The sequence below is a fragment of the Bradyrhizobium neotropicale genome, assembly GCF_001641695.1.
In the GTDB taxonomy this organism is placed as follows: Bacteria; Pseudomonadota; Alphaproteobacteria; order Rhizobiales; family Xanthobacteraceae; genus Bradyrhizobium; species Bradyrhizobium neotropicale.
This window is the reverse complement of sequence record NZ_LSEF01000080.1, coordinates 75,374-94,263: the sequence shown is the minus strand read 5'-3', so window position 1 is coordinate 94,263 and position 18,890 is coordinate 75,374. Positions and strand designations below refer to the sequence as shown.

16 protein-coding genes and 1 pseudogene are annotated in these 18,890 nt (G+C 65.1%); 8 read left to right on the top strand and 9 right to left on the bottom strand.

Features of this window, described 5'->3' with window-relative positions:
* Positions 1–2,211, bottom strand: a pseudogene (locus AXW67_RS44310) (hypothetical protein); the annotation flags it as partial.
* A 349-nt stretch (positions 2,212–2,560) separates the two neighbouring features.
* On the opposite strand from AXW67_RS44310, the gene AXW67_RS25630 reads away from it, so the two are divergent.
* Positions 2,561–3,319 (top strand): outer membrane protein, encoded by a 759-nt coding sequence (locus tag AXW67_RS25630; RefSeq protein ID WP_063680107.1) that lies wholly within the window; start codon positions 2,561–2,563, stop codon positions 3,317–3,319.
* 9 nt (positions 3,320–3,328) lie between these two features.
* On the opposite strand, the gene AXW67_RS25625 is transcribed toward AXW67_RS25630, so the two are convergent.
* The gene (locus AXW67_RS25625; RefSeq protein ID WP_063680106.1) at positions 3,329–3,919 is read right to left on the bottom strand and encodes a PadR family transcriptional regulator; all 591 of its coding nucleotides are present in this window, start codon (positions 3,917–3,919) and stop codon (positions 3,329–3,331) included.
* 183 nt (positions 3,920–4,102) lie between these two features.
* Between AXW67_RS25625 and AXW67_RS25620 the strand changes: the two genes are divergently transcribed.
* From AXW67_RS25620 to AXW67_RS25605, 4 genes are all read left to right on the top strand, one after another.
* Complete coding sequence (locus AXW67_RS25620; RefSeq protein ID WP_035683540.1) at positions 4,103–4,486, top strand: nuclear transport factor 2 family protein; 384 nt, start codon at positions 4,103–4,105, stop codon at positions 4,484–4,486.
* Positions 4,487–4,588: 102 nt separating this feature from the next.
* On the top strand, positions 4,589–6,379 hold the full coding sequence (locus tag AXW67_RS25615) for an acyl-CoA dehydrogenase C-terminal domain-containing protein (protein WP_063680105.1): 1,791 nt from the start codon (positions 4,589–4,591) through the stop codon (positions 6,377–6,379).
* 63 nt (positions 6,380–6,442) lie between these two features.
* Positions 6,443–7,651: an acetyl-CoA C-acetyltransferase gene (locus tag AXW67_RS25610; protein WP_063680104.1), complete on the top strand. Its 1,209-nt coding sequence runs from the start codon at positions 6,443–6,445 to the stop codon at positions 7,649–7,651.
* A 145-nt stretch (positions 7,652–7,796) separates the two neighbouring features.
* Positions 7,797–10,013: an FAD-dependent oxidoreductase gene (locus AXW67_RS25605; protein ID WP_063680103.1), complete on the top strand. Its 2,217-nt coding sequence runs from the start codon at positions 7,797–7,799 to the stop codon at positions 10,011–10,013.
* Positions 10,014–10,540: 527 nt separating this feature from the next.
* Here AXW67_RS25605 and AXW67_RS25600 read toward each other — a convergent pair.
* Positions 10,541–10,849 (bottom strand): hypothetical protein, encoded by a 309-nt coding sequence (locus AXW67_RS25600; protein WP_063680102.1) that lies wholly within the window; start codon positions 10,847–10,849, stop codon positions 10,541–10,543.
* 210 nt (positions 10,850–11,059) lie between these two features.
* Complete coding sequence (gene gstA / locus AXW67_RS25595; RefSeq protein WP_027549700.1) at positions 11,060–11,674, bottom strand: glutathione transferase GstA; 615 nt, start codon at positions 11,672–11,674, stop codon at positions 11,060–11,062.
* A 125-nt stretch (positions 11,675–11,799) separates the two neighbouring features.
* Here gstA and AXW67_RS25590 point away from each other — a divergent pair, with 125 nt between their 5' ends.
* From AXW67_RS25590 to AXW67_RS25580, 3 genes are all read left to right on the top strand, one after another.
* Complete coding sequence (locus AXW67_RS25590) at positions 11,800–12,288, top strand: MarR family winged helix-turn-helix transcriptional regulator (RefSeq protein ID WP_027549699.1); 489 nt, start codon at positions 11,800–11,802, stop codon at positions 12,286–12,288.
* Between the two features lie 99 nt (positions 12,289–12,387).
* A complete protein-coding gene (locus AXW67_RS25585) occupies positions 12,388–13,758 on the top strand; it encodes a glutamate--cysteine ligase (protein ID WP_063680101.1) in 1,371 nt (456 codons plus the stop codon).
* Between the two features lie 233 nt (positions 13,759–13,991).
* The gene (locus AXW67_RS25580) at positions 13,992–14,555 is read left to right on the top strand and encodes a PAN domain-containing protein (protein ID WP_063680100.1); all 564 of its coding nucleotides are present in this window, start codon (positions 13,992–13,994) and stop codon (positions 14,553–14,555) included.
* Positions 14,556–14,748: 193 nt separating this feature from the next.
* Here the strand turns inward: AXW67_RS25580 and AXW67_RS25575 are convergent, their stop codons facing one another.
* From AXW67_RS25575 to AXW67_RS25555, 5 genes are all read right to left on the bottom strand, one after another.
* Complete coding sequence (locus tag AXW67_RS25575) at positions 14,749–15,315, bottom strand: nucleotidyltransferase family protein (protein WP_063680099.1); 567 nt, start codon at positions 15,313–15,315, stop codon at positions 14,749–14,751.
* Positions 15,316–15,323: 8 nt separating this feature from the next.
* Entirely contained in the window at positions 15,324–15,671 is a 348-nt protein-coding gene (locus tag AXW67_RS25570; RefSeq protein ID WP_063680098.1) for an MmcQ/YjbR family DNA-binding protein, read from the bottom strand.
* A 10-nt stretch (positions 15,672–15,681) separates the two neighbouring features.
* Complete coding sequence (gene lepB, locus AXW67_RS25565; RefSeq protein ID WP_063680097.1) at positions 15,682–16,491, bottom strand: signal peptidase I; 810 nt, start codon at positions 16,489–16,491, stop codon at positions 15,682–15,684.
* Positions 16,488–17,915 (bottom strand): metalloprotease TldD, encoded by a 1,428-nt coding sequence (tldD, locus tag AXW67_RS25560; protein ID WP_063680198.1) that lies wholly within the window; start codon positions 17,913–17,915, stop codon positions 16,488–16,490. Before tldD ends, lepB begins: the two co-directional genes overlap by 4 nt.
* Before the next feature lie 345 nt (positions 17,916–18,260).
* Positions 18,261–18,794, bottom strand: coding sequence for an invasion associated locus B family protein (locus AXW67_RS25555; RefSeq protein ID WP_027549692.1), 534 nt, complete (start codon positions 18,792–18,794; stop codon positions 18,261–18,263).
* Positions 18,795–18,890 lie beyond the last annotated feature (96 nt).

Here is an 18,890-nt window from a genome sequence, read left to right as displayed (position 1 = left end):
CGCGATGAAGCTCGACGACGACACCGGCTCCTTCGGCGCGGCGGGAATTTCGCTGATCGCGCTTTCGGACGCAGCGATGCGCTCCGACGGCGTGGGGACGCGCCCGCCCGGGCGCGTGCCCGGTTCGAGCGGATGATCCGGCGGCAATTCCGGCGCAATCGCGGCGCGCGCCGGTGCCGTGTGCGGCTCCAGGATCTCGCTGATCGCGCGCGGCGGAATCGGCGATGCCACTGGCATCGGCGGCGGTGCGGCCGGCGTGGCGGCGTGGAATTCGCGCGGTGCGGCCGCGAATGCGGCGTGCGCCGCCTGTGCGGCGGCTGGGTTCGGCAGCTCGGGCTTCGGATCGGATTTGGGCTGCGGCTGTGGCCGCGGCTCGCGCGCCATCGGCGCGGGCTCGATCGGAGCGGCCATCGGCATCTGAGCCGCCGCCATCGGCATCGGCTGTGGCGCCGGCGGCGCAGCGCGCACCGCGCGCAGATCGCCCTCGATCATGGTGAGGCGGTCGACGACATGGCCGAGCGTGTTGTGGACGACTTCGAGCGAATCCTGCGTATGCCGGGTGGTTTCCGCCTGGCTGAAGCGGATGTCGGAGAGCTCGCGCTTGACGAGGTCGACGACGCCGGAGTCGGACGGCGGCGCCGCGCTGCGGCTCTCGGCGAGCGCGGCGTAGGTTGCCTGCTGCCGTTCCAGATGCCGCAGGATGTCGTGCAGCCCGTCCTCGACGCGACTTAAGTTGCCGCCGCGCGGATCCGAGGCGGCCTCGATCCGTTCAAGAAGATACGAGACCCGCTGTTCGAGATGCGCGAAGGTCGATGCCGAGTCGTTGCCGACCTGCATGCGGTCGAAACGATCGGACAGCGCGCGGATGGCGGCTTCCAGATGCTCGGTGCTTTCGTGTGCGACCGGCCGCTCACGCGTTTCCAGCGCGGCGGTGAGCGCGGCGATGCGCTGCTCCAGCACCGCAAAGCTGTCGCTGTGGCCGGACGAGCGGGTGATCTGGTCGACCTTGGACGACAACAGCTGCACGTCCTCGGAGAGCCGTGCCAGCGCTTCGTTGGAGGCAACGTTGGAGACGATGCCACGCAGCGCCGAGATCGCGCCTTCAAGCTGGTGCACCGTGGAAGGATCGTCATTGGCGCGCAGGATCAGATCGAGCTTGGCGCCGAGATTGCGGATCGCCTCGTCATAGCCGGTGAGCTGCTCGGCCGGCGTCAGCGTGCGCAGCACCTGCTTGATCTCGGACAGCGCGCGCTCGATGCCGGCGAGCATCTGGCCGTCAGTGCCCGTTGAGCGGGTTTCGTCGATGCGACGGTGCAGCGATCGGATCTCGTTCTCGATCGATTCGATCGCGCGCCGCGGCATCGCCTCGGTGATGGCGTGGCGAATCTCCGCAAGCTCGTTGCGGAAGGCCGAGATCGACTGCTCGATGTGATCGGGACGGTGCAGCGCCTCGATCTGGCTGGTGATCTTGAGCAAATGACGTTCGAGCGCAGAAAAATCCGGCCCCGGCGGTGGTGGCGGCGGGGCATAGGCAGGCGCGGGCGGCGCCATCGGTGCAGCCATGTGAGAGGCCATCGGAGCTGCCATGGGCGCAATCGGTGGCGCGGCGCGTGGCGGCATCTGCCGCGGCACGAAGCCGTCGAGCTCGTTCTGCCGCGCCGAGATTTCGGCGACGGCGACGTCGAGCGAGGCGGGGCTCAGGGGCGGCGAGCTCCGGTAGACCTGCGCTGCCGCGCGCTCGACCGCGTCCTGGCGCTGGCGCGCGTCGAACGATGGGGTGCGCGGCGGTTGGGGCTGCTGCGGTTGCTGCGGCTGCTGGGGCCGCGAGATCTGCGACAGCCGCGCATCGAGGCGCGAGATCGCGTCGTTGAGCTGCCGCGCAACACCCTGCTCGCGCGAGACGTCCTGGCGTGGTACGGGCTTTGAAATCCGTTCGATCTGCTGGGTGATCGCGTCGAGCCGCTGGTGAATGTCGGCGACTTCGCGGCTTTCCTGACTCGGGACTTGGCTCGGGACTTGGCCAGGCATTTGCTGCGAGCGCGGATCGTGACGCTGATCGTAAGGTCCGCGAAAATTTGGCGGAGCAGATTCGCCGAGCGTGGAGTTCAGCCAATCGTTGAGTGACATGCCGGCACGACGCGCAGCAGCCTCGGCCCGCTCCCTGACGGATGGATCGATGCCGTCAACACTCCACGATACGCGCGAATTCATGACTCTGTCCGGTTCCGACTCCGGCGCCCCACCCGGCGCCTCCAGCCTTCCCACGCGTGCCGGTTGCAAAGACAATCGAATTTGGCGCGGGTCGTCTGCCTCGAAAACCGACTTTTTCCTGTTACGGTAAATAACGGGTTAAGGAATGCGTCGCCGGTGTCTTAAAGTTGGGCGGCGGGAACCGCACCTTCTCCGGTGTCATGCCCCGCGAAGTGCTTAGCCCGGCCATGAAGGCGTGGAAGCTTCGCCGCCCCTAAAATTTCGCAACTGCCACGGTCCGCGCGTCTCAATAATTAGAGAGCGGCCCGATCGACGGGCGCTGTCTTGCGCGACTGGAATGTTGGCTGAGATGAAAAGGTTGCTCGTGGCCGCGATGGCCGCCGGACTGGCATCGCATGTCTTTGCCGCCGATGCCCCGGCGGCAAAGCCTGCGGTCAAGGCGCCCGTGCCTGCCGGCTTCAACTGGACCAGCTGCTATGCCGGCGTCCAGGGCGGCGGCGCCTGGGGCAGGAGCGAGCACGTCGCCCGCGCCGGCAACGCTTCCGGCCCCACGATATCAGGCACGTTCAATCTCACCGGCGCCGTTGCGGGCGGGGCCTTCGGCTGCGATTTCCAGATCGAGAAGACGGTGCTGGGTTTCGAGAACGACGCCTCATGGACGAACAAGCATGGCAGCGCGCAGGACCAGCCCCCCTTCAACGTCGCGGCGACGAGCAGCACCCGCGAGAAGTGGATCGACATGTTTCGCGGCCGCATCGGCTACGCGCTCGATCAGTTTCTGATCTATGGCACCGCCGGCGTCGCCTTCGCCGGCACCGACGTCACTGTGTCCGATCCAGCCGGGGCCGTGACCGAGTCCAGGACGCGGACCGGTCTGGCGGCCGGACTCGGTGCTGAATGGGCTGCCTGGACAGACACCTGGGGCGCCGTGAGCTTCAAGCTCGAATATGTTCACACCGATTTCGGCAGTAAGCGATATTTCGAGGCGAGGCCCCCGCTTGGAGATGCTCTAGTTGCTACACGCGATGTCCGGCTAACCGACGATATCGTCCGTGCCGGTGTGAATGTCCGGTTCAACTGGGATAGCCCTGTCGTCACCAAAAACTAAACCGGCGGCTCAGCCTTTTCCTTCGCGCTTGCCGTCGTCCAGCGGTACCACCGTGCCCTTGCCGCTCATCGCCGACAGCGTCTCGAGCGCCTCCTCGCAGAAATCGGCCACCATCTGCTCGTGCCGGGCGCCGAGGCGAAGCAGCAGCAGATTGCCGAGGTCGAGCACGCCCTCCGCCGTCCCCTCCGGAAAACGCTTCTTCAGGATGCGCTCGTAATTGGCGTGGCGGTCGCGGTGGTGCTCCAGCCGATCCATCAAGTCGGTGCGCAACGGCTCGATGTCGATGCTGTCGAGCGCATGCAGCCGGACCAGGAGGTCGTCCTTGATCGAGGGCGGTGTGCTTGGCCGCGCGGCCCAGTGCCGCAGCGCTGTTCGCCCTTCCGGAGTGAGCGTATAGATGAGTTTATTGGGCTTGCCGGATTGTACGACCTCGCGGCCCTGGATGTAGCCGCGGTCGCGCAGCTTGGAGAGTTCGCGATAGATCTGCTGGTGGTCGGCCTTCCAGAAGAAGCCGATCGAGGAGTCGAATGTCTTGGCGAGCTCGTAGCCCGTCATCGGACGTTCCGTCAGGCATGCGAGAATTGCGTCGCCCAGCGCCATGACACCGGCTCCCTTATGAGGTCCCGACCAATTGACTTGACTTTATGCATATCGGCGCATATGCGTCAATGTGCATATGACCGCAGGCCGTTTGCCGGCCGGCGTCGGCCTTCGGGCTACTTTGCATGGGGTTGTTTTCACGTTTTTTGCCATGGCCCTTTAATCATGGGAGGCACCCTGACAATGACCGGCCTCGACTCCTGGTACGGCTACATGAAGTCTCATGACCGCGCCGCGCTCTGGGACCTGCTGCATCCTGACGCCGTCTTCGAAAGCCCCGTCGTGCACACGCCGCAGCGCGGGCGCGACATCACCTTCAAATATCTCTCCAGCGCCGAGAAGGTGCTCGGCGGTCCCGGCTTCACCTATGTCGGCGAGTGGAAGAGCGCCAACGGCGCCGTGCTCGAATTCAAGAACGTCATCGACGGCATCGAGATCAACGGCGTCGACATCATCACCTTCGACACTGACGGCCGCATCACCCATTTCAAGGTGATGGTGCGTCCGCTCAAGGCCATCAACATGCTGCATCGCCTGATGGCGGAGCAGCTCGCCGCCCAATCATGACCCTGCCCTGAGGTTGCAGAACCCGCTAAGCTCGCGGGCAAACGCTGCGCCGCAGGTATCAAGCAAATATCACCACGAACGGCCCCATGCCGGGAGAACGCCATGCCGATCTATAAAGCTCCAATCGAAGACGTGAACTTCCTCTTCAACGACGTCTTCCAGATCGACCGCTACGACAATCTGCCGGGCTTCTCCGATGCGTCGAGCGACGTGCGCGAGGCGATCCTCGGCGAGGCCGCCAAGCTTGCCGAAGAGGTGCTGCAGCCGCTCAACCGCGTCGGCGATCTCGAGGGCTGCAAGCGCGCTGACGACGGCAGCGTCACCACGCCGAAGGGCTTCAAGGACGCGTTCAAGCAGGTCGCCGAGGGCGGCTGGCTAGGCCTGTCGGCGCCGCAGGAGTTCGGCGGCCAGGGTCTGCCGGTGACGCTGAGCCAGGCCGTCAACGAATTCCAGATCTCCGCCAACATGGCGTTCTCGATGTATGGCGGCCTCACCATGGGCGCGACCGCCGCGCTGCTGGTGCACGGCACGCCGGAGCAGAAGAAGACCTACGTGCCGAAGATGGTGGCAGGCGAGTGGACCGGCACCATGAACCTCACCGAGCCGCATTGCGGCACCGACCTCGGCATGCTCCGCACCAAGGCGGTGCGCCAGGCCGACGGCAGCTTCAAGATCACGGGCACCAAGATCTTCATCTCGGCCGGCGAGCACGATCTCGCCGACAACATCATCCACCTCGTGCTCGCCCGTATCGAGGGTGCGCCCGCCGGCATCAAGGGTGTCTCGCTGTTCGTGGTGCCGAAGTTCCTGGTCAACGCCGACGGTTCGATCGGCGCCCGCAATGGCGTGGTCTGCGGCTCGATCGAGCACAAGATGGGCATCCACGGCAATTCCACCTGCGTGATGAACTACGACAGCGCCACCGGCTGGCTGATCGGCGAAGAGAACAAGGGCATGCAGGGCATGTTCGTGATGATGAACGAGGCCCGCCTCGGCGTCGCCGTGCAGGGCCTCGCGCAGTCCGAGGTCGCCTATCAGAACGCCGTCGCCTATGCCCGCGAGCGCATCCAGGGCCGCGCGCTCACCGGCGTCAAGGCGCCGGACAAGCCGGCCGACCCGATCATCGTGCATCCCGACGTGCGCCGCACGCTGCTCTCGATCCGCGCCTTCAACGAGGCCGCGCGCGCCTTCGTAATTTGGACCGCGCTGAAGAGCGATGTCGCGCATCGCTCCGAAGATGCCAAGGACCGCCAGGCCGCCGACGATCACATGGGCCTGATGACGCCGGTGCTGAAGGGCTTCCTCACCGACTACGGCTTCGCCAACGCGGTGCAGGCGCAGCAGATGTATGGCGGTCACGGCTACATCGCCGAGCAGGGCATGGAGCAGTTCGTGCGCGACGCACGCATCGCCATGATCTATGAAGGCGCCAACGGCATCCAGGCGCTCGACCTCGTCGGTCGCAAGCTGCCGCGCGACGGCGGCCGCGCCATCATGACGTTCTTCGGCGAGGTGATGGCCTTCGCCAAGGAGAATGGCGGCGACGAGGCGCTCAAGCCCTATATCGCGCCGCTGTCGACCGCGCTCGGCCATCTCCAGCAGGCCACCACCTGGCTGATGCAGAACGCGATGATGAAGCCGGACAATGCCGGCGCCGCCGCGACCGACTACATGCATCTCTTCGGTTTCGTCGCGCTCGGCTACATGTGGGCGCGGATGGCCAAAGTGACCCAAGCCAAGATTGCCGAGAGCGGACCCACGCCCTATCTCTCGACCAAGCTCGTCACCGGCCGCTTCTTCATGGAGCGGATGCTGCCGGAGACGGCCGCCAATCTCGCCCGCATCCAGTCCGGCTGCGCAACCATCATGGAACTGCCCGCGGAAGCGTTCTGAGCCTGCTTCCGCTGCCTGCTCCCAACAACTGTCAGATTCCGAACATCACATCAGGAGGGCGTCATGCCTGAGGCATTCATCTACGACCACGTCCGGACTCCCCGCGGCCGCGGCAAGCCGGACGGCGCGCTGCACGAGGTGACGGCGCTTGCGCTCGCCACCGTGCCGTTGAAGGCTCTGAAGGACCGCAACAACCTGCCGGTGGATTCCGTCGACGACGTCGTGCTCGGCGTGGTCGATCCCGTCGGCGAAGCGGGCTCCGACATCGCGCGCTTCGCGGCGCTCAAAGCGGGTCTCGGCGAGGCTGTGCCCGGCGTGCAGATCAGCCGCTTCTGCGCCTCTGGTCTCGACGCCGTGAATTTTGCCGCGGCGCAAGTGATGAGCGGCCAGCATGAGCTCGTGATCGGCGGCGGCGCCGAATCGATGAGCCGCGTCGGCATCGGCGCCTCCGGCGGTGCCTGGCCGATGGATCCGTCGATGGCGGTGCCGGCCTACTTCATGCCGCAGGGCGTCTCGGCCGACCTGATCGCGACCAAGTACGGCTTCTCGCGCGACGACGTCGACGCCTATGCGGTGCAGAGCCAGCAGCGCGCCGGCAAGGCCTGGGACGAGGGCCGCTTCAACAGGTCCGTGGTGCCGGTGAAGGACATCAACGGCCTCACCATCCTGGCCAAGGACGAGCACATGCGTCCCTCGACCACGATGCAGTCGCTGGCACAGCTGCAGCCGTCGTTCACGATGATGGCGCAGATGGGCGGCTTCGACGGCGTCGCGGTGCAGTCGCATCCGGAGATCGAGCGCGTCAACTACGTGCACCATGCCGGCAACTCCTCGGGCATCGTGGACGGCGCTGGCGCGGTCCTGCTCGGCAGCAAGGAAGCGGGTGCGAAATACGGCATGAAGCCGCGCGCAAAGATTCGCGCCTTCGCCAATATCGGCTCGGAGCCCGCGATGATGCTGACCGGTCCGGTCGACGTCACCGAGAAGCTGTTCGCGCGCTCAGGCATGAAGAAGTCGGACATCGACCTGTTCGAGCTCAACGAGGCCTTCGCCTCGGTGGTGCTGCGCTATATCCAGGCCTTCGATATCGACAACGCCAAGATCAACGTCAATGGCGGTGCCATCGCGCTCGGCCATCCCCTCGGCGCAACCGGTGCGATGATCCTCGGCACCGTGCTCGACGAGCTCGAGCGTACCGACAAGTCCACCGCGCTGGTGACGCTGTGCATCGGCGGCGGCATGGGCACCGCCACCATCATCGAGCGCGTGTAACTGCCGTAGGGTGGGTTAGCGAAGCGTAACCCACCACTTCTTTCGCCGTGGACTGGTGGATTACGCCTTCGGCTAATCCACCCTACGAGATCTCAAGTCAAACCGCCGCGCCTGAGATCGGCTGCGGCACCGAGGAGCAACCAACATGGCTTACAAGAATTTCAAGGTTGAGACCGACGCCGAGGGCATTGCGCTCGTCACCTGGGACATCCCGGGCCGTTCGATGAACGTGCTCGACGAGACCTCGACCAACGAGCTCGACGCGATCGTCAAGGACACGACGGCTGACGCCGCGGTGAAGGGCGTCGTCATCACCTCGGCCAAGGAGGCGTTCTGCGCCGGCGCCGACCTGTCGATGCTCGAGGGCATGAACCAGGCCTACGCCAAGGTCTTCAAGGAGCAGGGCGAGACCGCGGCGAACCAGATGCTGTTCGAGCAGAGCCGGCGCTTCTCGCAGGTGCTGCGCTCGATCGAGACTTCCGGCAAGCCGTGGGCGGCCGCGATCAACGGCCTCGCGCTCGGTGGCGGCTTCGAGATCACGCTGTGCTGCCACTATCGCGTGGCGGCGGAGAATCCCAAGACGCGGCTCGGCCTGCCCGAGGTCAAGGTCGGCCTGTTCCCGGGCGCCGGTGGCACGCAGCGCGTGCCGCGGCTGGTGCCGCCGCAGGATGCGATGACGATCCTGCTCAAGGGCGATCCGGTCACCATCGAGAAGGCCAAGGCGCTGAATCTGATTCACGCCATCGTGCCGGCCGGCGACCTCATCAAGGCGGCGAAGGACTGGATCAAGGGTGGCGGCAAGGCAGTCGCGCCCTGGGACGAGAAGGGATTCAAGCTGCCCGGCGGCCCGGTGTTCTCCAAGGCCGGCATGATGATGTTCCCGGCCGGCAACGCGATCTATCGCCGCGAGACCTACGACAACTATCCGGCCGCGCGCGCGATCATGAGCTGCGTCTATGAGGGGCTGCAGTTGCCGATCGACGCGGCGCTGCGCGTCGAATCGCGCTACTTCACCTCGGTGCTGCGCTCGAAGGAAGCGGCCGCGATGATCCGCAGCCTGTTCCTGTCGATGCAGGAGCTGAACAAGGGCGCGCGCCGTCCGAAGGACGTGCCGCCGACCAAGGTGAAGAAGATCGCCGTGATCGGCGCCGGCTTCATGGGCGCGAGCGTCGGCTACGTCTCGGCCCGCGCCGGCCTCGACGTCGTCCTGATCGACCGCGACCAGGAGAGCGCCGACAAGGGCAAGGCGCATGCGCAGAAGGTGGTCGAGGATCAGATCAAGAAGGGCCGCGCCAAGCCCGCCGATGCCGATGCGCTGCTCGCGCGCATCACGGCGACCCCTGACTATGCCGCGCTGAAGGACGTCGACCTCGTCATCGAGGCCGTGTTCGAGGATCGCAAGGTCAAGGCCGAGACCTTCGCCAAGGCGCAGGAATATCTGAAGCCCGACGTGATCTTCGCGTCGAACACCTCGACGCTGCCGATCACCTCGCTCGCGGAAGGATTCAAGGACCAGGGCAAGTTCGTCGGCATTCACTTCTTCTCGCCGGTCGAGAAGATGATGCTGGTCGAGATCATCCTCGGCAAGAACACCGGCGACGTCGCACTCGCAACCGCGCTCGACTATGTCCGCACCATCGGCAAGACGCCGATCGTGGTCAACGACAGCCGCGGCTTCTTCGCCAATCGCTGCGTCGGCCGCTACGTGGCCGAAGGCAACGAGATGTTCCTCGAGGGCGTGCCGCCGGCGATGATCGAGAATTGCGCCAAGATGGCCGGCATGCCGGTCGGCCCGCTCTCGCTGTCGGACGAAGTCGCGCTCGACCTCGGCCTGAAGATCATGAAGGCGACCGAAGCCGACCTCGGTCCGAACGCCATCAACCCCGATCAGAAGAAGCTGATGGTGGAGATGGTCGAGAAGCAGGGCCGGCTCGGCCGCAAGAACAGCAAGGGCTTCTATGACTATCCGGAGAAGGGCAAGGGCCAGAAGAGCCTGTGGCCCGGTCTCTCGGCGCTTCAGCCCAAGCAGCTCGACCCCGATACGCTGGACGTCGAGGAATTGAAGCAGCGCTTCCTGGTGGTGCAGGCGGTGGAGGCCGCGCGCACGGTTGAGGATCACGTCATCACCGATCCGCGCGAGGCGGATGTCGGCTCGATCCTCGGCTTCGGCTTCGCGCCGTTCACCGGCGGCACGCTGTCCTACATCGACTTCATGGGCACGAAGAAGTTCGTCGAGCTCTGCCACAAGCTCGAAGCCAAATACGGCTCGCGCTTCACCCCGCCGAAGCTGCTCGAGGAGATGGCGGCGAAGGGCGAAACCTTCTACGGCCGCTTCGCGCCGAAGAAGTCGGCTGCAGCCTAGGCGCACTTGTAGCCGAGATTGTGAATCAAGAAGGCCGGATCATCGATCCGGCTTTTTTTGTGTGCGGGCGTATTCAGCACACGAAGATCTGAGGCGGCGCGATGCACGCGGTGAATGCGGCGCGGCCGATAGCCGCAAACGCGCATCTGGCTTTTCTGTTAGGTTTGTGGAACCCGTCACAGAGCTCGCCAAGAAAAGCATGCATGGTTGGAACGTTGCGGCGTCGCGCAGAGTTTATCTGCGCGCCAAAGCGGCGCCGTTCTTTTGCTCGGCCTTGGTACTACTCCTTGGCACTACTCTTGCTCCCGAACCGGTCATGAACTTGCAAATCGACCTTGTTGGGACCCTTGCCGATCTGCCGGCAAGTTGAAAATCAATGAAGAAAGTGTTCCGCAATGAACTCTCTGGTGTTCCAGAAGACTGCGCTCGATCGTGAGCTCGCCCCGAAACATGCTGCCGCGCCTTCGCCGCGGCAGAGGCCTGTGCGTCTGCGCCGCAAAGGGCCGGTGTTCTGGGCAGTCGCGGCGTTACTTGTGCTGGCGGCGGATTTTCTGCTCGCGCTCTTCACCTGGCTCGCCGTCGATTTCGTGATGAGCTGAAACGTCCGGCGCGTGCAGCAGATAGGTCGCGGCGAGATAAGCCAGCTGGCAGATGGCAAGACAGGTGGCAATGGTGGTCACGCCTGCGACGAGGCCGAACTCGTAGGACCGGAGAACGATTGCAGAGAAGATTGCGACCACCGGTGCGATCAAGACCAGCGCCCAGATCCTGAAAACGAAGCCGCTCGCCGCGCCCACCAACGCGCTAGCAACGATCAGGATGAACGCAACCGCCAAGTTCCACTCCGACGAGAATACAAATAATCCTCAATCAATGCCGCCAAGCTTGCCCGCTTCGCAGGTAGTAACAAGACAGCATTACTGACATTCGGCGAACAGTGTTCATAAGTCTAAGGAGAGGTTCGATAATCCTGACCTCGTTGCCGATCGCGATAACAGAAAGGCCGGATCATTGATCCGGCCTTTCGGCATTCGATACGCGGCGCCTCACGCGGCCTGCGCCAGCCCCTCCTTCTTCAGGGCTTCCTGCACCTTCGGCCGTGCAGCGACGCGGGCCTTGTAGGCGGTGAGGTTCGGCATCGCGGAGAGGTCGAACTTCATCTTGTCGGCCCAGGTCAGCATCGTGAAGAGATAGCCGTCGGCCACCGTGAACTGCTTGCCCATGAGATAGTCGCGGCCGGCGAGCTGGCTGTCGATGTATTTCAGCTTGCCCATGACGCGGTCCTTGAAGAACGCCTTGGCCTCGTCGTTCAGCGCCGGCGCGAACAGCGGACCGAAGCTCTTGTGCACCTCGGAGGTGAGGAAGTTCAGCCACTCCAGCAGCTTGTAGCGGTCGGAACTGTCGCGGGTCGGCGCCAGTGCCTTGCTTGACGCCTGGTCGGCGATCATCTGGACAATGACCGGCCCTTCGGTCACGATCTCGCCGCTGGGAAGGCCCAACGCGGGCACCTGGCCCTTCGGATTCACCTTCAGATAATCCTCACCATTTTCGAGCTTCTTGGCGCGGATATCGACCTTGACCAGCTCGTAGGGCAGGTCGGCTTCGAGCAGCGCGATGTGGGGGGAGAGTGAGCAGGCGCCGGGTGAATAATACAGTTTCATGGAATTTCCTCCTCTTGACGCTTGGTTGGGGCGAAGGAACGCCTACATGCATTTGCATGTAATAGTCAAGATTGATGCAGGTGCATCGAGTGGGGTAAGAACGGGCGACGAGTTTGAGCTTGACCATGAAACGTAAACCATCGACCGAGGCAACTGGTGCCTGGATCCGTCTGATGCGGGTGCAGAGCCGTGTGCTCGACTGCGTCGAGCAGGACCTCAAGAAGGCCGGCTTTCCGCCCCTGGCCTGGTATGACGCGCTCCTGGAACTGTCGCGCGCGCCGGCCGGCGAGCTGCGCCCGGTGGAGCTCGAACGGCAGATGCTGATCCCGCAATATTCCACCTCGCGCCTGATCGACCGCCTGGTCGACGAAGGGCTCGCCTCCCGCCGCGAATGCAAGATCGACAAGCGCGGCCAGTTTGTCGAGATAACGGAGGCGGGCCGCGAGTTGCAGAAGCGGATGTGGGGTGCATACTCCACCGCGATCGAGAAATATGTCGGCTCGAAACTGTCGGATACCGACGCCGTCAAGCTCAGTGCCCTGCTCGACCGCCTGGGTTGCTCATGCGGCGAGATGAAACTGCCGCCCGTTCACGAAAGCACGCCGTCGCGATGATCCCGCGGCAAACCAACACGGCCGCGCACCCGGTGGGTTCGCGGACCATCCCTGTCACCCGCGCGCGTTCGGTCGAAGCGCTTTTGATTAGAGTTTGAAATGGCGCGAGACCAGATCGATATGACGCCGCTGCAATCGCGTGACGAGCTCGTCACGTGGTTCGAGGACGGCTGCAAGGCCCCGTCCGAATTCCGCCTCGGCACCGAGCATGAGAAGACGCCGTTCACGCTCGACGAGCACCGGCCGGTTCCTTACGAGGGCGCGCGCGGCATCGGCGCGCTGCTCGAAGGCATGAAGGTCCTGCTCGGCTGGGAGCCGATCATGGAGAAGGGTAACATCATCGGGCTCTACGACGTCACCGGCGGCGGTGCGATCTCGCTCGAGCCGGGCGGCCAGTTCGAGCTGTCCGGCGCGCCGGTCGAGACCGTGCACCAGACCCAGGCCGAGCTGATGGCGCATCTGGCGCAGGTGCGCGAGATCGCAGCCCCGCTCGGCATCGGCTTCCTTGGGCTCGGCATGACGCCGTCCTGGTCGCGCGCCGACATCCCGGTGATGCCGAAGGGCCGCTACAAGATCATGAGCAACTACATGCCGAAGGTCGGCCAATACGGCCTCGACATGATGTTTCGGACCTGCACGGTGCAGACCAATCTCGACTTCTCCTCGGAAGCCGACATGGTCAAGAAGCTGCGGGTGTCGCTCGCGCTCCAGCCGGTCGCGACCGCGCTGTTCGCCAACTCGCCGTTCACCGAAGGCAAGCCCAACGGCTTCCTCTCCTTCCGCTCCGAGATCTGGCGCGACACCGACAATGCGCGCTCGGGCATGATGCCGTGGGCGTTCGAGGACGGCATGGGGTTCGAGCGCTATGTCGACTACGCGCTCGACGTGCCCATGTATTTCGTCAAGCGCGGCGACGACTACATCGACGTCGCCGGCTCCTCGTTCCGCGCCTTCTTCGACGGCCGCAACAACAATTTGCCCGGCGAGCGTCCGACGCTGTCGGACTGGGCCAACCATCTCTCCACGATCTTCCCCGAGGTGCGGCTGAAGCGCTATCTCGAGATGCGCGGCTCCGACGGCGGCCCGTGGGGCCGGCTGCCGGCACTGCCAGCGTTCTGGGTCGGGCTGCTCTACGACGACGTGTCGCTCGATGCCGCCTGGGACATCGTGAAGCACTGGAGCGCGCATGAGCGCCAGGCGCTGCGCGACGACGTGCCCCGCTTCGGCTTCAAGTCGCGGATCAGGGACCGCTATCTCTTCGAGATCGCCAAGGAGTGCCTCGTTCTGGCACATGCGGGTCTGCGCCGGCGTGGCCGGATCGACCATCTCGGCCGCGACGAGACCCGTCATCTCGAGCCGCTCGATCGCATCATCGATGCCGGCCGGACGCCGGCCGAGGAGATGCTGGACAAGTTCAACGGCCCCTGGAACGGCTCGGTGGAACCGGCCTACGAGGAATGCGCTTTCTAGAGCATGATCCGGACCCGAACGGCCGCGTTCGCGCAAAGTGCGCGGCGGGTCTCCGAAAAGATCATGCTCAAGCAATAACCTAAAGCGCGATGACGATTCATCCCGATCTCATCGCGCTTTGGCCTGACCGGCGACAGCAGGTCTCAAGGCCGTTCATCGCCCATACAGGTTTGCGGCGATCAAATGACCGGCTGAAAAACGCAAGCATCGTCAATAACTCGAGAGCTGTTCGGATGGGGAAGGGCCGCCTGCCTGGGGCCGTCGTGGCAAGCGTCGTGGCATGCGTCACGCTGGCGCTCGCGCTTGCGTGGACGCCGGTGCGCGCCCAGACCGCATTCGACCGACCCGGCGGCGACTATTTCAGCACACCGGTCGCCTCTGGCGATCCGGCGGATTGTGCACTGCTCTGCGAGCGCGACCGGCGCTGCCACTCCTGGAGCTTCAGCTATCCCGACGTCGAAGGCGGGTCGGCTGTGTGCTGGCTCAAGAACACCGTGCCGCCGCGCGTGCCGGAAAATTGCTGCATCTCCGGTGTGCGCGGCGCCGGCGTGATCGAGCCGCGCATCGAGGGCGTGGAGACGTCGATCGACCGTCCCGGCGGCGACCTGCGCAGTTTCGAGCTCAAGGTCGGCGAGGGCGAGGAGGCCTGCAAGGCCGCCTGCACCGCCGACAACAAATGCCGCGCCTTCACCTATGCCCGTCCCGGCTATACCGGCCGGGAGGCGCGCTGCTTCCTGAAAAAGGAGATCAAGCCGCCGCGCCGCAAGGCGGGGTTCACGTCGGGTGTGGTGCGGTAAAGCGCAAGCTCTCAACGTCGTCATTGCGAGTTGCGCTCGCAATGACGACGAGGATGTATCGTGCACCAAATATTCTGGGCCGTAGGGTGGGCAAAGGCGCGTTTGCGCCGTGCCCACCATGTCACAGCGACTACGGTTGGTCGTGGTGGGCACGGCGCGCGAAGAGCGCGCCTTTGCCTACCCTGCGGCGTCCTCACTCCGCCTTTATCACCGTAATCTCCGGCCACAGCGCCTTCCATCGCGCGGCTTTCACGGCGTAGTTCGCGGCGGAGAAATTCGGGCCCGGATTGGGGCGCGCGATCAATCCTGCGACATCGTCGAAGCCGTGCGGCGCATAGACATCGAAATCCCCGCCGACGCGCCTGACACCGACTTGCGTGTTCTGCGTCAGAAAGCGGTCGATCCCTTCGGTCGAACAGGTCAGTGGCGGATAGGGCAGGCCATGCTTGCCGGGGTACCATAGATGCACGCGCGCCTGGTTGCGCGCCTCGACCTTGACCCCGAGATGCGCGAGCCGCGCCTGCAGCGTGCGGATCACCGCGTCCTCGGCCTCCCATGAGGTGTCGGGATCGAAATAGAACACGTCATAATCGGCGATGCCGTGATCGACTGCGCGGCCCGTAAGCACATTCCACACCGTCTGCACCAGGCATCCCGACACCAGCCACGCATCCGGCAGCGCGAGCTGCGCCAATTCATCGATGATGGCAACATTGACTGGATTCTTCAGCGCCAGGGCGAGGAAACGCGCCGAGTCCATCGCTTCGCTCACGCGTTCTCACCCGAATCGTATTTCGCGCACGCCGCCTTCGACGCGAGCGCACGCCAGCGCCGCCGCAGGAACGGCTCGATAATCGCGCGCTTCGCCTTGGACAGGCGGATCAGCACGATCGGGTAGGCGGCGTAGTGATCGGTGAAATAAAAGATGTTCGGCTGGCCTTCGACCAGCATGGCGCGCTCGTCGACGGGGACATCCGGCATCACCAGGCTGTCGCCGTCCTCCTTCAGCCGCGCGAGCATCTTCTTGCGCACCTTCAGCGCCGGCGTGCCGTAGGAGCTGCCGTCCTCGACCTCCGGCCACGTCAGCGCAAATTTTCTGACGTCGTCGAAGGTCATGAGGAGTGGCTCAGTGCACGGCGGTGAAGAACCGCGCAAGGCGGAAGCCGGAGAGCCAGGTCCACACCGGCTGGCCGCGCATGCCGAGGTCCCAGGAGCCGAGCACGGCGTCGGCACGGCCGACCAGATTGTCGATCGGCAAGAGGCCGACGCCGCCAGAGCGCAGCGGCACGCGGCTGTCGGCGGAATTGTCCCGGTTGTCGCCGAGCACGAAGAGATGGCCGGCAGGCACCGTCACCTCCGGCGTGTTGTCGAGCGGACCGTTGTCGCGCATCTTGAAGATCAGATGCGACACCCCGTTCGGCAGTGTCTCGACATAGCGATAGGCGGGCTCGCTGCCGCCATTGTCGTCCTCGGCCGAGCCGACGCCGTCCGGCTTCAGCTCGGCGGGGCGGTCATTGATGAAGAGCTGACCCTGGCGCATCTGGATGCGGTCGCCGGGCAGACCAACGACGCGCTTGACCCAGGCCTGCGAGCGGTCGCCGGGCCAGCGGAACACCACGACGTCGCCGCGCTTCGGCGTCTCGGCGAACACGCGGCCGGTTTCGGGCAGGTTGATCTGAATCGGCAGCGACGAGGTGCCGTAGCCATAGGGGAATTTCGAAGCGAGCAGCGCATCGCCGATCAGCAGCGTCGGCTCCATCGAGCCCGACGGCACGTAGAACGGCTCGGCCAGCGCGCCCTTGGCGATGAACACGGCGGCGACGATGCCGGCGAGCTGCACGAACTGCCCGCGCCAGGTGCTGGACTTCGGCTTGCTTGTCTTCGGCTGGCTGGTCTTCGGCTCGGTGGTGGTCGCGCTCATTTTCTCCGCGCTCATGCGCCGGTGCCTCCGACCGTAATGCGTTCCATCAACAGCGTCGGCTGGCCGACGCCGACCGGCACGCCCTGGCCGTTCTTGCCGCAGGTGCCGATGCCGGTGTCGAGCGCGAGATCGTTGCCGATCGCGCGGATGCGGTGCAGGTCGGTCGGACCGTTGCCGATCAGCATGGCGCCCTTCAGGGGCGCGCCGATCTTGCCGTTCTCGATCTTGTAGGCCTCGGTGCACTGGAACACGTATTTGCCCGAGGTGATGTCGACCTGGCCGCCGCCGAAATTCGCGGCGAACACGCCGTTCTTGACCGAGGCGATGATCTCGCCCGGCTCGCGGTCGCCCGCGAGCATGTAAGTGTTGGTCATGCGCGGCATCGGGACATGGGCATAGCCCTGGCGGCGTCCGTTGCCGGTCGGCTTCATGTTCATCAGACGCGCGTTCTGGCGGTCCTGCATGTAGCCGACCAGAATGCCGTCCTCGATCAGCACGGTCCGGTTGGTCGGCGTGCCTTCGTCGTCGATCGACAGCGAGCCGCGTCGCGAGGCAATCGTGCCGTCGTCGACCACGGTGACGCCCTTGGCCGCGACCTGCTGGCCCATCAGGCCGGCGAAGGCCGAGGTCTTCTTGCGGTTGAAGTCGCCTTCGAGGCCATGGCCGACCGCTTCATGCAGCATCACGCCGGGCCAGCCGGCCCCGAGCACGACGTCCATCTCGCCGGCGGGCGCCGGAATCGATTCCAGATTGACCAGCGCCTCGCGCAGCGCGCCATCGGCGGCTTCGCGCCAGTTCCTGGACTCGATGAATTCGGCATAGCCGGCGCGGCCGCCATAGCCCTTGCTGCCGCTCTCCTGACGGTCGCCCTGGCCGGCGACGACGGAGACGTTCACGCGCACGAGCGGACGGATGTCGCGATAGCTCTCGCCATCGGGACGCAGGATCTCGACGACCTGCCAGGTCGCGCCGAGGCTGACGCTGACCTGCCGCACCCGCGGATCCTTGTCGCGCAAATAAGCGTCGATCTCGGCGAGCAGCTTGACCTTGGTCTCGAAGCCCGGGGCATCGAGCGGATTGTCATCGGCATAGAGCCGCACATTGGTGTGTGGCGGGGGGCTTGCGAAGCTGCCGGAATAGCCGCCGCGCACGGCGGCGACTGCATCGGCGGCGCGAATCAGCGCCGGCAGCGACACGTCGGAGGAATGCGCGTAGCCGACCGCATCGTCCTTGACGGCGCGCAGGCCGAAACCCTGCGAGGTGTCATAGGTCGCCTGCTTGAGCCGCCCATTGTCGAACATCAGCGCTTCGGTCTGGCTGTATTCCAGGAACAGTTCGCCGTCGTCGGCGCCCGAAAGCCCGCGCGCGACCTCGTTGCGAACCTGGTCGCGATCGAGATTGGCGCGGTCGAGCAGGGAGGTCGTGGCAGGGTTGGTCATCTGTCCGTCCATTATCGGGGGATGTGAGGCAAGATAATGGTTTCGGGTGCATTCCGCGAGGGGGCGCACCGTCACATTACGGAAACGATAGGTACGGCTCTCCGTCATTGCGAGCGCAGCGAAGCAATCCAGAATCCCTCCGCGGAGACAGCCTGGATTGCTTCGCTGCGCTCGCAATGACAATCGGGGCAAAGGCGCGCGCCACCTTTTCAGTCGTCATGCCCGGGCTTGTCCCGGGCATCCACGTCCGTCCTCGATCGCGGTGGTGCGTGGATGGCCGGGACAAGCCCGGCCATGACGGCGCTGATGGTGGGAGAGAAAAGGAGGCGCGGGGCGTGTGGCGCCCTACGGCAACTTGTCATATCCCTCGCCCAGCCCGTTCAGGCTGAGCGGGAAGCCGATGCCTTCCTCGGGGGTCTCGAAGATGATGAAGGTGGCGGTCTTGGCGCTGCGGAGCTGGCCGAGCAGCTTGTCGTCCATGACGACCTCGGCGACGCAGCCATTGGGCAGGCAGCGGACGAAGCCGGCGCGGCCGACGTCCTGGTTGTCGAGCTTGAGACCGAGGCCGGAGGGCAGCAGCACGCCGAGCGGGGCGACCACCCGCATCAGCCGGCTCTTCTGGTCGGCGGTCTTCAGCACGATCACGGTCAGGCCGGCATTGGAGCGGTCCTCGGCGACCACGCTCTGGATCAGGGCGCATTGCTCGGTCTGGGCGCCCGGCGGGGTGTCGCAGCGGATCTGCCAGTCGCCATGGACGGAGCGCACCGCGCCCTGCGCATGGGCGAGACCGGGCAGGGCGAGGAGCAGAACCGCAGCCAGCAGGGCTGCGAGGGTCCTGAGGCTGTTAGCCGGCCTTGCCATGCATGTCGAAAGCCCCATCGGGGTCGGTCCCTTTAATCGCTTGGGTCGCTGGTCCCTTCAGGACTGATACGGGAATGAGGGCGGCTTGAAGGCGCTTCCCAAGCAAATCTCGCG

What these genes read in the sequence shown, in the direction of transcription:
- AXW67_RS25555 (WP_027549692.1), bottom strand. Translation starts at nt 18,794, where the DNA reads ATGGGGCTTTCGACATGCATGGCAAGGCCGGCTAACAGCCTCAGGACC.
- AXW67_RS25625 (WP_063680106.1), bottom strand. Translation starts at nt 3,919, where the DNA reads ATGGCGCTGGGCGACGCAATTCTCGCATGCCTGACGGAACGTCCGATG.
- gstA (WP_027549700.1), bottom strand. Translation starts at nt 11,674, where the DNA reads ATGAAACTGTATTATTCACCCGGCGCCTGCTCACTCTCCCCCCACATC.
- AXW67_RS25615 (WP_063680105.1), top strand. Translation starts at nt 4,589, where the DNA reads ATGCCGATCTATAAAGCTCCAATCGAAGACGTGAACTTCCTCTTCAAC.
- AXW67_RS25570 (WP_063680098.1), bottom strand. Translation starts at nt 15,671, where the DNA reads ATGACCTTCGACGACGTCAGAAAATTTGCGCTGACGTGGCCGGAGGTC.
- AXW67_RS25605 (WP_063680103.1), top strand. Translation starts at nt 7,797, where the DNA reads ATGGCTTACAAGAATTTCAAGGTTGAGACCGACGCCGAGGGCATTGCG.
- lepB (WP_063680097.1), bottom strand. Translation starts at nt 16,491, where the DNA reads ATGAGCGCGGAGAAAATGAGCGCGACCACCACCGAGCCGAAGACCAGC.
- AXW67_RS25630 (WP_063680107.1), top strand. Translation starts at nt 2,561, where the DNA reads ATGAAAAGGTTGCTCGTGGCCGCGATGGCCGCCGGACTGGCATCGCAT.
- AXW67_RS25580 (WP_063680100.1), top strand. Translation starts at nt 13,992, where the DNA reads ATGGGGAAGGGCCGCCTGCCTGGGGCCGTCGTGGCAAGCGTCGTGGCA.
- AXW67_RS25585 (WP_063680101.1), top strand. Translation starts at nt 12,388, where the DNA reads ATGGCGCGAGACCAGATCGATATGACGCCGCTGCAATCGCGTGACGAG.
- AXW67_RS25610 (WP_063680104.1), top strand. Translation starts at nt 6,443, where the DNA reads ATGCCTGAGGCATTCATCTACGACCACGTCCGGACTCCCCGCGGCCGC.
- AXW67_RS25620 (WP_035683540.1), top strand. Translation starts at nt 4,103, where the DNA reads ATGACCGGCCTCGACTCCTGGTACGGCTACATGAAGTCTCATGACCGC.
- tldD (WP_063680198.1), bottom strand. Translation starts at nt 17,915, where the DNA reads ATGACCAACCCTGCCACGACCTCCCTGCTCGACCGCGCCAATCTCGAT.
- AXW67_RS25590 (WP_027549699.1), top strand. Translation starts at nt 11,800, where the DNA reads ATGAAACGTAAACCATCGACCGAGGCAACTGGTGCCTGGATCCGTCTG.
- AXW67_RS25575 (WP_063680099.1), bottom strand. Translation starts at nt 15,315, where the DNA reads ATGGACTCGGCGCGTTTCCTCGCCCTGGCGCTGAAGAATCCAGTCAAT.